The 15,319-nt window shown below is 44.1% G+C and carries 15 protein-coding genes; 5 read left to right on the forward strand and 10 right to left on the reverse strand.

All coding sequences use genetic code 11. From position 1 onward, the window contains the following. Positions 1-905, reverse strand: a 905-nt coding sequence (gene xerD, locus R7P35_RS20085; protein ID WP_318086043.1) for a site-specific tyrosine recombinase XerD, incomplete at its 3' end; no start/stop codon positions are given. A 157-nt stretch (positions 906-1,062) separates the two neighbouring features. Here xerD and fldB point away from each other — a divergent pair. Further along, positions 1,063-1,581 (forward strand): flavodoxin FldB, encoded by a 519-nt coding sequence (gene fldB, locus R7P35_RS20090; RefSeq protein ID WP_258458301.1) that lies wholly within the window; start codon positions 1,063-1,065, stop codon positions 1,579-1,581. Positions 1,582-1,666: 85 nt separating this feature from the next. On the opposite strand, the gene brnQ is transcribed toward fldB, so the two are convergent. Further along, positions 1,667-2,977 carry a branched-chain amino acid transport system II carrier protein gene (brnQ, locus tag R7P35_RS20095; protein WP_005381792.1) on the reverse strand — a complete coding sequence of 437 codons (1,311 nt, stop codon included), beginning with the start codon at positions 2,975-2,977 and terminating at the stop codon, positions 1,667-1,669. A 330-nt stretch (positions 2,978-3,307) separates the two neighbouring features. Here brnQ and R7P35_RS20100 point away from each other — a divergent pair, with 330 nt between their 5' ends. Together R7P35_RS20100 and srmB are read left to right on the forward strand one after the other, a co-directional pair. Then, positions 3,308-4,027 (forward strand): tRNA1(Val) (adenine(37)-N6)-methyltransferase, encoded by a 720-nt coding sequence (locus tag R7P35_RS20100; protein WP_017635070.1) that lies wholly within the window; start codon positions 3,308-3,310, stop codon positions 4,025-4,027. A gap of 107 nt (positions 4,028-4,134) precedes the next feature. Further along, positions 4,135-5,358, forward strand: a complete 1,224-nt coding sequence (srmB, locus tag R7P35_RS20105; protein ID WP_005381797.1) for an ATP-dependent RNA helicase SrmB — start codon at positions 4,135-4,137, stop codon at positions 5,356-5,358. A 109-nt stretch (positions 5,359-5,467) separates the two neighbouring features. Here the strand turns inward: srmB and yaaA are convergent, their stop codons facing one another. Both yaaA and R7P35_RS20115 read right to left on the reverse strand, forming a co-directional pair. Further along, positions 5,468-6,244, reverse strand: a complete 777-nt coding sequence (yaaA, locus tag R7P35_RS20110) for a peroxide stress protein YaaA (RefSeq protein WP_005382848.1) — start codon at positions 6,242-6,244, stop codon at positions 5,468-5,470. Positions 6,245-6,354: 110 nt separating this feature from the next. Further along, positions 6,355-7,788: a sodium:alanine symporter family protein gene (locus R7P35_RS20115; protein ID WP_318092528.1), complete on the reverse strand. Its 1,434-nt coding sequence runs from the start codon at positions 7,786-7,788 to the stop codon at positions 6,355-6,357. 721 nt (positions 7,789-8,509) lie between these two features. Here R7P35_RS20115 and R7P35_RS20120 point away from each other — a divergent pair. Then, the gene (locus R7P35_RS20120; RefSeq protein WP_005381805.1) at positions 8,510-8,695 is read left to right on the forward strand and encodes a DUF3545 family protein; all 186 of its coding nucleotides are present in this window, start codon (positions 8,510-8,512) and stop codon (positions 8,693-8,695) included. 236 nt (positions 8,696-8,931) lie between these two features. On the opposite strand, the gene R7P35_RS20125 is transcribed toward R7P35_RS20120, so the two are convergent. The 3 genes from R7P35_RS20125 to nfo all read right to left on the reverse strand — a co-directional run bounded on the left by R7P35_RS20125 (position 8,932) and on the right by nfo (position 11,451). Next, entirely contained in the window at positions 8,932-9,483 is a 552-nt protein-coding gene (locus tag R7P35_RS20125) for a hemerythrin domain-containing protein (RefSeq protein WP_005381807.1), read from the reverse strand. A gap of 113 nt (positions 9,484-9,596) precedes the next feature. After that, on the reverse strand, positions 9,597-10,277 hold the full coding sequence (ung, locus tag R7P35_RS20130) for a uracil-DNA glycosylase (RefSeq protein ID WP_042521850.1): 681 nt from the start codon (positions 10,275-10,277) through the stop codon (positions 9,597-9,599). 289 nt (positions 10,278-10,566) lie between these two features. Further along, positions 10,567-11,451: a deoxyribonuclease IV gene (nfo, locus tag R7P35_RS20135; protein ID WP_017821508.1), complete on the reverse strand. Its 885-nt coding sequence runs from the start codon at positions 11,449-11,451 to the stop codon at positions 10,567-10,569. Positions 11,452-11,777: 326 nt separating this feature from the next. Here nfo and grcA point away from each other — a divergent pair, with 326 nt between their 5' ends. Next, positions 11,778-12,155, forward strand: coding sequence for an autonomous glycyl radical cofactor GrcA (grcA, locus tag R7P35_RS20140; protein WP_005381814.1), 378 nt, complete (start codon positions 11,778-11,780; stop codon positions 12,153-12,155). 111 nt (positions 12,156-12,266) lie between these two features. On the opposite strand, the gene R7P35_RS20145 is transcribed toward grcA, so the two are convergent. The 3 genes from R7P35_RS20145 to thrB all read right to left on the reverse strand — a co-directional run bounded on the left by R7P35_RS20145 (position 12,267) and on the right by thrB (position 15,299). Then, complete coding sequence (locus tag R7P35_RS20145; protein ID WP_213904804.1) at positions 12,267-12,926, reverse strand: NADPH-dependent FMN reductase; 660 nt, start codon at positions 12,924-12,926, stop codon at positions 12,267-12,269. Between the two features lie 139 nt (positions 12,927-13,065). Continuing rightward, positions 13,066-14,346, reverse strand: a complete 1,281-nt coding sequence (gene thrC / locus R7P35_RS20150) for a threonine synthase (RefSeq protein ID WP_318092531.1) — start codon at positions 14,344-14,346, stop codon at positions 13,066-13,068. Then, the gene (gene thrB, locus R7P35_RS20155) at positions 14,343-15,299 is read right to left on the reverse strand and encodes a homoserine kinase (protein WP_017635074.1); all 957 of its coding nucleotides are present in this window, start codon (positions 15,297-15,299) and stop codon (positions 14,343-14,345) included. The genes thrC and thrB overlap by 4 nt, the downstream gene beginning before the upstream one ends. Positions 15,300-15,319 lie beyond the last annotated feature (20 nt).

Here is a 15,319-nt window from a genome sequence, read left to right on the forward strand (position 1 = left end):
TGGTGTTGACTGTGGATCTGCTTCAATCGTTCAGTCGCCACGTGAGTATAAATTTGCGTGGTCGATAAGTCACTATGTCCTAAAAGCATCTGTACGACCCTGAGATCTGCGCCATAGTTCAATAAATGCGTGGCAAAGGCATGACGCAGTACGTGCGGCGACAGCTGATCAGTATCAATCCCTGCTATCAAAGCATAGTACTTAATACGGTGCCAAAACGTCTGACGAGTCATTTGTCTTGCGCGTTTACTAGGAAAAACAATATCAGATGATGTATCACCAAGTAACGCAGGGCGCCCTTGTTGAATGAACGTCTCGATCCAATCGACCGCGTTTTCCCCCATAGGAACCAGGCGTTCTTTACCGCCTTTACCAGTCACGCGCACCACCCCTTGGCGCAAGCTAACATTTTCCATGGTCAAACTGACGAGCTCTGTCACACGCAACCCTGTCGCGTAGAGTAGCTCTAGCATCGCTTTATCGCGCAATTCTATAGGGTCATTCGGGTCTGGCGCTTCGAGCAACGCGTCCACTTGCTCTTCACTAATATCTTTGGGTAAACGTTGTGGCAGTTTAGGGCTAACCAAGAGCGCACTCGGGTCATCAGCACGCACCTTCTCACGATGCAGGTATTGAAATAAACGACGAATAGCCGACAACATACGCGCACGGGACGTCTGTTTGTAATCTAAGTCTACAAGGTGGCTTTGATATTCTTGCAAGCCAGACAAACTGATAAAATCAAGACGGTATCGATGTTTTTCCATCCACACGAGCAGCTTCATTAAATCGTTTCGGTAGGAAGCCAACGTGTTCTCTGATAGGCCACGCTCCATCCACATCGCATCTAAGAATTGCTCAACAAGCGAAAAATCTTGTTGATTGACAGGCTGTTGTGCCGTCATGAATGCTTCCTTATCTGTTTATATTTACAGTATTTAGATTAAAGCACCTGCCAATCCAATACCATAAAAAATCATCCCACATAGGATATTCGCTGCAATCTTCCTCAATTTATGGTTAGAATCTTCCACAACAGCAACACAAATAACGACGAATATAATGAAAATCGGACTCTTTTACGGCTCAACGACCTGCTACACCGAAATGGCAGCAGAGAAAATTCGTACCCTTATTGGTGAAGACCTTGTCGACATTCACAATGTGAAAGAGACACCGTTATCACTAATGGCGGACTACGACTTATTACTCCTTGGCATCTCAACTTGGGATTTTGGTGAAATTCAAGAAGATTGGAACGCGATTTGGCTAGACATCGCGACCACACCACTGAAAGGCAAAGTTGTAGCGCTGTTTGGTCTGGGTGACCAAGAAGGTTACGGAGAGTGGTATTTAGATGCGATGGGCTTACTTCACGATGAATTGCAAGCCACAGGCGCAACCTTTATCGGTTACTGGCCAAATGAAGGCTACGAATTTGAAGCATCGAAAGCATTGATCGAAGATGGCAGCAAGTTTGTTGGACTTGCGTTAGATGAAGACTCACAGTACGAACTGAGTGATGAACGCATCGAAAAATGGTGTGAACAAGTTCTTGTGGAATTCCACGACACGCTTTAATAGCGCAAACACGTCATCATTAAAAAGTAAAAAGCCCGATGAAGTAATTCATCGGGCTTTTTATTATCTTGATAACGCGAAGTGATTACGCGGTTTCTTGTGCTAGCTCTGGGCGAGGTTTCGCGATGAAGAACATGCACACGATAGCCGCAAATGTTGGAAGCACCCAACCCATGCCGACTTCGAATAATGGCAACATGTTAAACGCAGAAACATCAATACCCGATACTTTTGCCGCATCAACCAACGCAAACAGCAGAGATACAAGCAGTACTGCACGGTAAGCAAAGCGTGGATTCGGCAGTTTGCTGCGCACAAATGTTAGTGCAACCAACGCAATCGCCACAGGGTACAGCGCAAACAATACTGGCACTGACAGAGAAATCAGCTGCGCAAGACCAACGTTTGCAACCAATGCACAAACAGAACCATTAATCAGTACCCATTGCTTGTATGACAGTGGTGTTTTCGAGCTGAAGAAATCTGAACACGCAGAAATCAAGCCAATCGCGGTTGTCAGACACGCTAGCAATACGATGACAGACAGAACGATTTGACCGTATGGACCAAACAACGCTTGAACGTATTGGCTAAGCACTAGGCCACCATTATCAGCACCAGCAGCAACCGTTGCACTCGTCGCACCTAAGTAAAATAGTGAGATGTAAACAAACGCAAGACCAGCAGCAGCAATACAACCTGCATAGATCAGATATTTAGTAGTTGCAGAGCGCTCAGTAATGCCTTTACCGCGCAGTGCATCAACCATCAGCATGCCAAACATCAATGACGCGAACGTATCCATTGTGTTGTAGCCTTCTAAGAAGCCTTTGGTCAGAGGCTGCGTTAGGTATTCACCGTGCGCGCCAATCATATCGCCCTGAGGATCAAGGAAGACAGCGACAGCAAGAATGATCAAACCAACGAACAATGCTGGTGTCAGTACTTTACCGATGAGATCGATCAAACGGCCTTGGAACCATGAGAACATCATTGCTGCGATAAAGAAGATCACTGAGAACGCTGTCAGATGCGTTTGTGACGCCTCAAGGAAGAAAGGTTTCACCGCCATCTCGTAAGCCACTAGGCCAGTACGAGGCGCTGCAAACGCAGGACCAATGATGATGAAAATCAGTGCAGCCATAAGAACTGCCGCTTTTTTCGGAAGATCTTGCGTCAAGTGATCCCAAGAACCACCAGCAACAGCAATAGCAACGATAGTAATAAGAGGTAGACCTACCGCTGTTAGCAAGAAACCAAACATAGCTGGCATTAAGTTTTCACCCGCTAACTGACCCGCTAGAGGTGGAAAGATAATATTGCCCGCACCTAAAAAGAACGCAAATAGCATAAAGCCTACTGCGATAATATCTGTTAGTTTTAACGTCTGCTTCACAGATAACCCTTGTCTTTTAATTAATGAATGTTGTGTATGCTTAGACCACTTTTTGTATACCTAAAGTCAATAAGTACACGTGGTTCAATCTATAAAATTTTCGCCGCATAATGACGAAAGACTCATCATTTGGCAACCTTTAAGAAAAAAACACCATATTAATTTAGTTTTCAAACTTAAAAGCAGTGGATATAACCATATCCAAATAAAAGACCAGTTCTTTATCTCGATCAATTAACAATACAATTTAATAACCAACAAAACAACAATCTATACAATTAATAAACAATAGAGCAATCCACTTAATTATTGAGCAAATATAAAACAATCATGAAGAACAAAAAACTGAAAACTAAAGGCTTCAATTTTAAGCAATTTTGTATTGAGGGTGGCGAGAGTGGTATGCCAGTCAGCACAGATGGGGTAATGCTTGGTGCTTGGATTCAAAGCCCTAACGACGCTAAAATTCTCGATATTGGCACTGGCACTGGCCTGCTTGCCCTGATGTGTGCTCAACGCTTTACAGAAGCTCAAATAACCGCGGTCGATATCGAATTAACAGCCGTTGCTGCCGCGCAAAAAAATATGGCCCAGTCTCCTTGGTCAGATCGTGTAAGTGTGCATCACACCGACATACTGCACTTTACGCCGACACATCCATTCCAACGCATCATTTGTAACCCGCCCTACTTCAACAGCGGCGAGCAATCGAAACACAGTCAACGTGCAACCGCGAGGCACACTGATACGCTAGGCCATAACGCATTGCTGCAGCGTTGCTATCATTTGCTTGATGACGAAGGGAGAGCTAGTTTTGTGTTGCCAATCACCGAAGGCGAGCAGTTCATTGAGCTAGCATTAAACCAAAGTTGGTATCTATCGCGGATCTGTCGTGTGCAACCATCAGAAAAGAAACCAGTACACCGACTGTTATTTGAACTGTCAAAACGACCTTGCGATTTGCAGACGTCACATTTAATTATCCGTTCAAATGACGGCTATAGTGATGATTTCATCCAGTTAACCCGCGAGTTTTATCTTAAGATGTGAAATAACATGTGATCCTTATCACCAATCACTTTATAATGTGCGACCTTTTTGTATTCTATGCTGTTGTGGCGAACCATTAACCAAGCTTTGCTTGTGGAGAACTCATTGTGATCAGAACCTTTGCTGAACTTGATCTAGACCAAAACCTACTTGAAGCCATTGAAGAGATGGGTTACGAACGCCCAACAAAAATTCAGGCAGAAGCGATTCCACAAGCGTTGGACGGTCGTGACATTCTAGCGTCAGCGCCAACAGGAACTGGTAAAACGGCCGCCTTCGTCCTGCCAGCATTGCAATACTTGCAAGACTTCCCTCGTCGTAAGCCTGGACCTGCGCGTATTTTGATCCTAACGCCTACTCGCGAACTGGCGATGCAAATTGCCGATCAAGCACGTGCTTTGGCAAAAAATACCAAACTCAACATTTTCACCATCACTGGTGGTGTTCAGTACCAAGAGCACGCCGACATCCTTGCAACAACACAAGACATTGTGGTTGCGACACCTGGCCGTTTAAAAGAATACATTGATGCAGAACGTTTTGATTGTCGTGCAATCGAATGGTTAATCCTTGATGAAGCAGACCGTATGCTAGATATGGGTTTTGCTCCTACAGTCGATCGCCTATCTAACGAATGTCGCTGGCGTAAGCAAACCCTTCTGTTCTCAGCAACGTTAGAAGGGAAAGGCGTAGAAGGCTTTACCGCTGATCTGTTGAATGACCCAGCAGAGATCGACGCAAAATCGCCGCTGCGTGAGCGTAAGAAAATTGCTCAGTGGTACCACCGAGCTGATGATGCTGAACACAAACTGGAATTACTAAAACACATTATTACTCAGCAAGCTGAGCGCACTATCGTCTTTTTAAAGACTCGTGAGCGTTTGGCTGAGCTACGAGCGCAGCTTGAAAGTGCACAGATTCCATGTTCTTGGATTCAAGGTGAAATGCCGCAAGATCGTCGTAACAATGCGATTTCTCGCTTCCGCGATGGAACTGTGAACGTGCTGCTCGCGACGGACGTTGCTGCGCGTGGTATCGATCTTCCGGATGTATCACACGTTATCAACTACGACATGCCGCGCACGGCTGATGTTTACCTTCACCGTATCGGCCGTACGGCTCGCGCAGGTAAGAAAGGTAACGCTATCTCAATCGTAGAAGCACACGACCAACCAATGATGGATCGCGTTGCACGTTACGTGAAAGAAGACATCAAAGAGCGTTTCGTGAAAGAGATGCGTCCTAAACACAAAAAGCCTGTGTTTAAGAAGAAAAAGAAAAAAGACGACAAGAAAAAAGTAGCGAAAAAGAAAACCGCTAAGAAGAAGTAATCTTGTTGGGGCCAAGTAGCTCAAGCTAGAAAATAACAAAGGGTTGGCAATGCCAACCCTTTTTCGTTTGTGCTGATAGAGATTAACGTAGACTACGTCTCAATCAGCTTTATTTTTGCTCTTCGCGTTTAAATACTAACTCTGTTGGCGTCGATTCATCTTCCACAAAGTAGTAACCCGCCGTATCAAACTTAGTCAGGTCTGCAACGCTCTCAACACGGTTTTCAATGATGTAACGCGCCATCATACCGCGCGCTTTCTTCGCGTAAAAACTGATGACCTTGTATTGACCATTCTTACAATCTTTGAATACTGGCGTGATCACTTGCGCATCTAAATTCTTTGGCTTAACCGCTTTAAAGTATTCATTTGATGCAAGGTTGATAAGGACATTATCACCTTGAGCAGAAATCGCTTCGTTAAGCTTGTCCGTAATTACATTGCCCCAAAACTGGTACAAGTTCGTACCCTTGTCGTTTGCAAGCTTGGTACCCATTTCAAGACGGTATGGCTGCATCAAATCAAGTGGTTTTAGTAAACCATAAAGACCCGATAGCATACGCAGATGATCTTGAGCATATTCGAAGTCCGCTTCAGATAAACTTTCGGCGTCTAGCCCTGTGTAAACGTCACCTTTAAATGCAAGAATGGCTTGTCGTGAGTTTTCAGTGGTAAACGTTTCACTCCACTCTTGGAATCGACCCACATTTAAATCGGCAATCTTGTCGCTCACTTTCATTAAAGAGGCAACATCAGCAGGAGTCAGTTTGCGGCAAACATCGATAAGCTCTTTTGAGTATTCGACCAACTCAGGTTGAGTAAATTTTTCTGTCGCTAACGGAGACTCGTAATCAAGAGTCTTCGCTGGAGAAACTACGATAAGCATGACTTTCCCTTCTCTAATTTTGTTTTTAATAGGGTACAAAAAAAGCCATGCATTGTCTGCATGGCTTTTTACATCGTACTAATAGCTTTCAACTATGAGTGATAGCTCACTTAGTCTTTTTTATCGTTGTACCAAATGCCTTCTTCAAGCTGAGATTTCAGCTCTGGGAAATCATTCGCATCAAATGTTGGCACTTTGCCTTCACCAAGCTGGCGGTTGTAATCTTTGGCCAGTTTAATCACGATGCCAGATAGCAAGATGATCGCCACCAAGTTGACTATCGCCATCAGACCCATAGAGACATCAGCAAGCGACCATACGACTGGTAACGAAGCTAGTGCACCAAACATCACCATACCAAGAACAATAGCGCGGAAAATGCTTAAGCCCGCTTTATGATTGTGCTCTAGGAAGATTAAGTTCGTTTCAGCATACGAGTAGTTTGCAATGATTGAAGTAAACGCAAAGAAGAAGATTGCCACAGCAACAAAGATGCCGCCCCAATCGCCAACTTGTGAGCTCAATGCACGCTGAGTTAGCTCGATACCCGTCACTTCTGTTGCTTGACCGACATACTCACCAGACATCAGGATGATAGCCACTGTCGCAGAACAGATAACGATCGTATCCATGAACACGCCTAGCATCTGTACGTAACCTTGAGACGCTGGGTGTGGTGGGTAAGGTGTTGCTGAAGCTGCCGCGTTAGGTGCAGAACCCATACCTGCTTCATTCGAGAATAGACCGCGCTTGATACCGTTAATCATTGCCTGTGCAATTGCGTAGCCAAGACCACCTGCTGCTGCTTCTTGCAGACCAAATGCACTCTTAAAGATAAGCATCAATACATCAGGTAATTTCTCTAGGTTAGAGAACATGATGAACAGCGCTAGGGCTAGATAAAGTAGTGCCATGATCGGAACGATCATCTCAGCAACTCTTGCGATACGCTTGATGCCACCGAAAATAACAATTGCAGACAGTAAAACAACGGCAATACCGACATACAGGTTATTCCAACCAAATGCGTTGCTCATTGCATTGGCAATTGAGTTAGCTTGTACGGCGTTGAATACCAAACCAAAAGCGATGATTAGGAAAACTGAGAACAACACGCCCATCCAACGCATGCCCAGGCCTTTTTCCATGTAGTAGGCAGGACCACCACGGTAGTTGCCATCATCATCTTTGGTTTTGTATAGCTGCGCCAGTGTGCTCTCAGCAAACGATGTTGCCATACCAAGCATTGCAATCAGCCACATCCAGAAGATCGCACCAGGACCACCCGCAGTCAATGCAACTGCAACGCCCGCCATGTTACCTGTACCAACACGTGCAGCAAGACTAGTACAAAGCGCTTGGAAAGAGGAAATACCAGCTTTGTCTGCTTTACGGCTGTTCTTAAGAACAGAGAACATGTGGCCGAAATGGCGGAACTGAATGAACCCTAATCGAACGGTGAAGTAAATACCAACACCAACAAGAAGATAAACCAGAATCGAGCCCCAGAGGAGATCGTTCATCAAATTGATTAAGTCTGTCATGTGTACCTCAAAGTGAGTTGCGCCAGTCTATGCGTCCTAGCCATCCACCAAATTGCCTGCTAAGTGTCAAAGTGTGCTTAGCTTTTTAAGTAATGTTTATGGGCAATCTAGAATCGTAAACGTCGCTTCATGCATCCATTTTACGTACCAGCGTATTTTTTGACGGGCGGATAATGCAACCTAGGAGCGCAAAAATCAATATGCAACAACAAGAATAATGTTGTTATTTTTCACTATAAAGTCACCAAAAAATAACATAAATAGAAGACTTAACACTCAAACTGCGCAACATTTCAATTACCAAACACCAACATAAATAATTATTCTTCATTAAATGGAATGGCAAACCGTATAAACAAGAACAAGCTAGTATTCACAAGGTGTTACATAAATTTACGCTAGTGACTTACCATCTAATTGAACACTATTCCATCAAACTGATTTTATGCAACTTTAACCTTTGCGCAGTGCACCCATTCATCAAATCGAATTAACATAGAAAATCTCTCTATTTAATCGTTTTCTTGAGATCGTTTGTGCATTTTTTATCCACATCGTTGCAATAAAAAGTGTGATTTTGAGAATATTTTTGCACGAAAATGTCATGCTACCGACACAAATGCGAAATATATCATGGTTATTCTCACGGCTATTGTGGTACTTAAAAAACTCCACAAGGACTGGTTACAACAGTTTAGCTTAAGAAAGGTAAAGGTGGCTTATGGAAGGCTTTCAACTAGATGACATTTTTAATCTGGATACTACCTCAACAACCAAATCTCGTGCCAAACCAGTAAAGCGAAAGTGGCGTGAAATAGAAGAGATGAACGACAGACGCAATTTGCTTAAAGAGCTGCGCGAACTTGATGTCTGTACCGATTATAACTTGGAAGACATTAAACTCTAATTCAAACAAAAGGCACCTTACAGGTGCCTTTTGTTTTTTGTTTACAGTGACCGTAAACACCGTGAGTTTATGTACCAAGGTTTAAGTATGAATACCATTATTACTCAATGAGAATCTTCCGTACTTTTTGCCGAGAAATATGCACACTAAATTTTCGGTTGATTCCCAATAAATAAGAAATGTATCTCACAAACCCGAGAGACGGCTTTCGCTCGCTCAGGTTTCATCACTCAGGCTTAAACATACTCAGTATCACTTTGACGAACACGTTCGGCCAACTGCTTATAACGATCAGCAATCGTGTCACCAAACACAGGATCATCCTCACTGACGCTCCATAAGCTCTCGACGTGCTGCCAATCTTCTGTGGTAAATAACTCTTCAATGAGAGGCAAAATTTTTCGCTCTTCTAGCTCCAAGTGGTGCCTTTGCGATTCTATGAAATCTTCTAGGTGAGCGACAAACATGTCTTGTGGCACAACAGCATCCTGAAGGATCATCTCTATCACGGATGAAAACTCTCTGGTTTTACTCGCTAACTCTAGATGTTCTTTCTCTAAATTTTCCATGGTTTGTTGCTTACCATAGTGTTCAAGAAAGTGGTGATAGAGGATATCTTCTTTCGGGTGGTGTACTTTCTCCGAATGATTAGAGAGGTAATCAACAATCTCGCTTACTAACGCATAGTTGATTACACGTTCTTTTTTTATCTCATTAAGCTTATGGCGCAGTATCGCCAACAGACGAACCATATAACCATGTTCGCGTCGAATTCTTTCGATCATCATAGCGTCTCTCCTTAACACCTACTTTTAGTAAGTGTACATGAGAAATTTACTATCAGCCTCGAGCGTGCTCAAAAAAACAGCGATCATACCACCCATGATCGCTGTCTCTTCATTTATACCGTTAATGGCAAATGCCAGTTAATTGGTGCTTTTTCTTGTGATGTAAGCAACTGGTTTGCTTGAGAGAAATGCTTACAACCGAAAAAGCCTCGATGTGCAGAAAGTGGCGATGGGTGTGGGGCAGCTAACACATGGTGCTTATTGCGATCGATAAAACGACCTTTCTTCTGTGCATGTGAACCCCACAGCAAGAACACTACACCTTCTTGATGCTGATTAATGGCTTCAATCACTCGATCAGTAAACGTTTCCCAACCTGTCTTTGAATGTGAATGCGCTTTACCTTGCTCCACCGTTAATACCGTATTGAGTAACAATACGCCTTGTTCAGCCCAGCTTTGCAAAAAACCATGCTGAGGGATTTGGAAACCTTCAATATCTTGCGCCAGCTCTTTATACATATTAACCAGTGACGGTGGCGTTTTAATGCCAGGAAGTACAGAGAAACACAGGCCATGCGCCTGATTTGGGCCGTGGTATGGGTCTTGTCCTAGAATCACGACCTTAACGTCTTTGAACTCGGTAAAACGAAACGCGTTAAAGACATCTTTTGCGGGAGGAAAAATAGCTTTGCCTGCGGCGCGTTCGGCTTCAACAAAATTCAAGGTGTCTACAAAGTAGATCTGCTTTTTCTCTTCGCCGATCACATCGTGCCAAGTGGGTGACTGATTCATGGAAAGTTCCTGTCCTAAATTTTGCTTCTATTCTAACGAGCGAAACTCAAACAAACAAAAACTTACCACGAACTTGAGACAAGTAATAAAAGACTAATGCTTCTGTGGCGTTCGAAAGTGCCCCTGTCCGGTAATGTGACGATTAGGCATCGGTAAGCGAAGCACGCGACGAGTGTAAGCATAAGGAGTAAAAGAGAGTGGTCGAGACATGTTGGCATCCTTCTTTGCTAATTCAGAGATTGATGTTCAATGACTAAGAAAGAAAGGTGCCAACTTTGTGGTTACGCCATTAACTGTCAATGGCCGCTAAATGGAATTGACGCAACGTGTTGATCTCTTGCTGCCAAATATCTGGATCAATTGTTTCTAAAATCAGAGGGATACCATCAAAACGAGGGTCTTTCGCGATGTACTCAAAGCAATCCCACCCGATCTCTCCTTTACCAAGAGAATGGTGGCGATCTACTTTGCTGGCAAACTCTACTTTTGAATCATTTAGATGCATTGCTCTTAAATAGTGCATACCTACGATACGGTCGAACTCTGCAAAGGTGCGCTCGCAATCTTCTTTTGTACGTAAGTCATAACCAGCCGTAAAGGTATGGCAGGTATCAATACAAACGCCGACACGATCTTTATCTTCCACTTGCTCGATGATTTCAGCAAGGTGCTCAAACTTCCAGCCTAAGTTAGTGCCTTGACCTGCCGTATTCTCGATAACAGCGATCACATTCGGCACCGCTTTATGCGCAAGATTGATCGACTCGGCGATCGTTGCGAGGCACTCCTGTTCAGAGACTTTCTTTAGGTGACTACCCGGGTGGAAGTTAAGCAAAGTCAGCCCTAACTGATTACAACGCTCCATTTCATCAATAAATGCCGCGCGGGATTTATTCAGCTTTTCTTCTTCCGGCGCACCCAAGTTAATCAGATAAGAATCATGGGGAAGAATATGTTCTGCTCCGAAACCCAGCATTTTACAGTTCGCTTTAAACGCACTGATGGTTTTTGCTTCTAAAGGCTTCGCCACCCACTGGCGTTGGTTTTTTGTAAATAGTGCGAATGCATTCGCGCCAATTTCACGAGCTCTCAACGGAGCTTGATCGACCCCACCAGCAGCAGAGACATGTGCACCAATGAGTTTATTCCCAAGCTTGTTTTTCATGTTTGTCATTTAATCACTTTAGACTTTCAGTATTGCTACCTAAATACAGATAGTTGCGTTAACCAGTTTAAACTTTAATCTCAATTTGTAGTAAATTTACAACAAAACCAGTTATTAAATATTTTTTATATTATCAAATAAATTGTAATTAGTTTGTTTTCAAAGGTTTTATTGATTTAACTCAATAAAATTACCTTAATAAAAATGATGTTTTTGGTTGTTTTTTGACTTAAATCAATATTAAAATAGTGGATATTAGCTATATAATACTCAGCTCAACGAAAATTCGAAAATTAACACCAATAATCACCACGTAAGTGGTCTAGGAGATAGTGATGATCCAAGGTATCCAAATTACAAAAGCGGCAAACGACGACCTACTAAACTCTATCTGGCTATTAGATAGCGAAAAAAATGAAGCTCGTTGTGTTGCTGCAACTGCTGGCTACGAAGCAGACCAAGTTATCGCAATCAGCGACCTAGGTGAATACGAAAGCCGTGAAGTTGCAATCGAAACTGCTCCTCGTATCGAAGGCGGCCAACACCTAAACGTGAACGTGCTTAAACGCGAAACACTAGAAGATGCAGTTGCACACCCAGAGAAATACCCACAACTAACTATTCGTGTTTCTGGTTACGCAGTACGTTTTAACTCGCTAACTCCAGAGCAACAACGTGATGTAATCGCTCGTACTTTTACTGAGACTCTATAATCTCTCAGTAAACTAGCTCGCTAGAATTTAAAAAGCTTGGTCTGCAATGACCAAGCTTTTTTTGTTTCAGAATCCTTCTAAACCCTTTCTATAATGGAAAGCAACTCGCCTCTAAGGTGCATTTCTTTGCGAAGGATCTTTCTGAAACGCTTGCGCTAAAGAGGTTGGATCAAGCCTATCTCTTTGCAGTGACGCCCCTTCTGCCCACCAAATCATTTGATGCATAGTGCGATTCATATAGTTGTCCCACTGCGTCTGCTCCGACTCATCCGCAGCAACGCCCTGTTCATCAAAGACTTCTTGCGCTTTCGGAATGTGGATCATCGCAGAGACAGGTAGACATCCAAGTTCAGATAAGAAGGTACGCATAGAAACAGCAGCTCTAACACCACCCCATTGTCCGGCAGAATAGGTCACGATAGCACTCGGCTTGTAAGAAAACAGCGAACTGCCGAAATGGTTAAGCATGTTCGCCAAAGCAGGACTCATCGAATGGTTATATTCCGGGCTAACCATCACATACCCATCGGCCTGTTTGATTTTGTCTGCCAGCTCACTTAGGTGCTGCGGAACTTTAGAGCGGCGATAAGCAAACTCGGGCTTAAACACATCGCCAAAGTCGTAATTCAAAGGGTCGATGATTTCGACCGTATGTTGCGAATGTTGACTCGCGATGAGTTTTTCACACGCTTTACTGACTCGCATTCCTAAACGGGCTGGTCGTGGTGGCGTGCTGTTTCTCACTGAGCCAAGAAAAATCAAAAAATGCATGCTTCTCTTTTCATCTCATTTAGTTAAGTTCGTTTCTCAATAATAAAGAGAGTCAAAACTTACCGACAATAAAAAAGGTGAATGATTACTCATTCACCTCTCGTTATTTCTGTTTTTGATACTTACTATACTTTGAAGCTTACTGCACGCGGCGCAGTACTTGTTTCAATGCGTCAAAGTCTGCGTCGAGCTCTTCCGATAGCAGCTCCATCGCAGCGTGCTTCGCTAGTGGCGCAGGAAGCTCGATATCGGATTCTAGAATATCATCCACGACTTCTTTGAACTTCGCAGGGTGAGCAGTACATAGGAACAGACCGGTTTCACCGTCTTGCAATTGTTCTTCAAGAACGCGGTAAGCAATCGCACCGTGCGGTTCGCATAGATAGCCTAGAGCATGTAAGTCTTTCACTGACTGTGCGCTTTGCTCATCAGATACTGCACCTTTACCTAACGTCTCCAAGCCCCACTCTTTCACACGGCACAGCTCTTCGATACGAGGCCAGTTGTTTGGTTGGCTCACGTCCATCGCGTTCGATGTTGTTGCGACTGTTGGTTTTGGCTCCCACTTACCTGTTTCTAGGTAGCGAGGAACCGTGTCATTGGCATTAGTTGCAGCGATAAAGCGTTTGATAGGCAAGCCCAACGCTTTTGCCAATAGACCAGCAGTTAGGTTACCGAAGTTACCGCTTGGTACTGATACCACTAGGTTTTCACGCTCTTGCTTGCTCATTTGCGCAGCTGCTTCAAAGTAGTAACAGATTTGCGCCATCAAACGGCTGATGTTGATTGAGTTTGCAGAGTTCAGACCGATCTCTTCACGCAGTGCAGAATCATCAAAAGCTTGCTTAACCAGTGCCTGACACGCATCGAAGTCGCCATCGATCGCGACAGTGTGAATGTTTTTACCAAGCGTACAGAATAACTTCTCTTGCAGTGGGCTGATTTTTCCTTTCGGGTAAAGAATCACAACATTGATGTCTTCCATACCGTAGAAAGCATGCGCAACGGCTGCGCCAGTATCGCCAGACGTTGCCGTCAGAATGGTGATCTTGCCGCCGTCCGAAACCGCAGCAAGAGATTGCGCCATAAAGCGACCACCAAAGTCTTTAAACGCAAGCGTTGGACCATGGAACAGTTCCAGTGCATAAACACCGTCTTTTACTTGGTTGATAGGCGCAGGGAATTGAAACGCAGCATCAACAAGGGCATTCACTTGCTCCTCTGTAAGTTCATCTCCAATTAACGCCGATAGAATCTTAGTGCTACGAGAGACAAAGTCTTCTGCAAGCAGCGCATCGATATATTCAAATTTTGGTAATTCCGATGGAAAAAATAGACCTTGGTTACGGCCTAACCCTTGGCGAACGGCTTGGCCAAAGGAAACTTGTTCATCATTTTCTTTTATATTGTAAAGCTTCATAGCTCACTTCCTGTTACTTTCGAACCCTGCTTATCTAGACGACAAACGTGGACGAATCCTTCTTCGTTTTGTACGTAGTTTTGTTCTAACCAGCGAGCAACTCGCTCAGCGACATCTTTCTCTTTGCAAATACTGAACAGTGTCGGACCACTGCCAGAAATACCGGTTGCCAATGCACCCGCAGACGCTGCGTATTGACGTGCATTCGCAAAACCTGGAAGCAGTTTCTCACGATACGGTTCTGCGATCACGTCTTTGATCATTTTTGCAGCAAGTTCTGGCTGACCAGAATGACACGCATGAATAAAGCCCGCAAGGTGGCGACCATGAGCAATGATATCTTGTCGGCGGTATTGAGATGGTAGGATCTCACGCGCTTCCGCCGTTGATACCTTGATACCCGGATACGCCATCACCCAGTACCAATCATCAAAGCAAGGTACTTCTTGACTGATGATACCCAACTCTTCAAGCATCAGTTGCACACCACCAAGGTAACATGGCGCAACGTTGTCGTAGTGAATACCACCAGAGATCTTGCCTTCCATCTCTCCCATCAGCGCTAGTAATTCTGTCTCGTTAAGTGGCTGTCCATGGAATCGGTTCAATGCATCTAATGCAGCAACGATAGAACATGCACTTGAGCCTAAACCAGAGCCAATTGGCATGTTCTTTTCTAGCGTCATCTCAAGTGGTTTTAGCTCAACGCCTTTTTTGTCTAACTCACGAGCAAACACAAGCCAACAGTCGTAGACGATGTTCTCTTTTGGTTCAGTTGGCAATTTCTCAACAAAATCACCCGCCGTTTTAAGGCTGAACGGGTCAGCCCCAGATTTCACCAATACACGGTCACCCAATAGTGTGCCATCCACTGGAGACACGGCAGCCCCCAGCACATCAAAGCCAACGCTTACATTACCAATTGATGCTGGGGCATAAACCACTACATCCATATCACTTGAACTCATTATTG

It is taken from the genome of Vibrio sp. Vb0304, from assembly GCF_033338995.1.
Lineage (GTDB): Bacteria > Pseudomonadota > Gammaproteobacteria > Enterobacterales > Vibrionaceae > Vibrio > Vibrio alginolyticus.

Coding starts and splice junctions, on each gene's coding strand:
- thrC (WP_318092531.1), bottom strand. CDS start 14,346: ATGAAGCTTTACAATATAAAAGAAAATGATGAACAAGTTTCCTTTGGC.
- R7P35_RS20100 (WP_017635070.1), top strand. CDS start 3,308: ATGAAGAACAAAAAACTGAAAACTAAAGGCTTCAATTTTAAGCAATTT.
- R7P35_RS20125 (WP_005381807.1), bottom strand. CDS start 9,483: ATGATGATCGAAAGAATTCGACGCGAACATGGTTATATGGTTCGTCTG.
- R7P35_RS20145 (WP_213904804.1), bottom strand. CDS start 12,926: ATGCATTTTTTGATTTTTCTTGGCTCAGTGAGAAACAGCACGCCACCA.
- thrB (WP_017635074.1), bottom strand. CDS start 15,299: ATGGATGTAGTGGTTTATGCCCCAGCATCAATTGGTAATGTAAGCGTT.
- nfo (WP_017821508.1), bottom strand. CDS start 11,451: ATGACAAACATGAAAAACAAGCTTGGGAATAAACTCATTGGTGCACAT.
- yaaA (WP_005382848.1), bottom strand. CDS start 6,244: ATGCTTATCGTAGTTTCTCCAGCGAAGACTCTTGATTACGAGTCTCCG.
- fldB (WP_258458301.1), top strand. CDS start 1,063: ATGAAAATCGGACTCTTTTACGGCTCAACGACCTGCTACACCGAAATG.
- grcA (WP_005381814.1), top strand. CDS start 11,778: ATGATCCAAGGTATCCAAATTACAAAAGCGGCAAACGACGACCTACTA.
- ung (WP_042521850.1), bottom strand. CDS start 10,277: ATGAATCAGTCACCCACTTGGCACGATGTGATCGGCGAAGAGAAAAAG.
- R7P35_RS20120 (WP_005381805.1), top strand. CDS start 8,510: ATGGAAGGCTTTCAACTAGATGACATTTTTAATCTGGATACTACCTCA.
- R7P35_RS20115 (WP_318092528.1), bottom strand. CDS start 7,788: ATGACAGACTTAATCAATTTGATGAACGATCTCCTCTGGGGCTCGATT.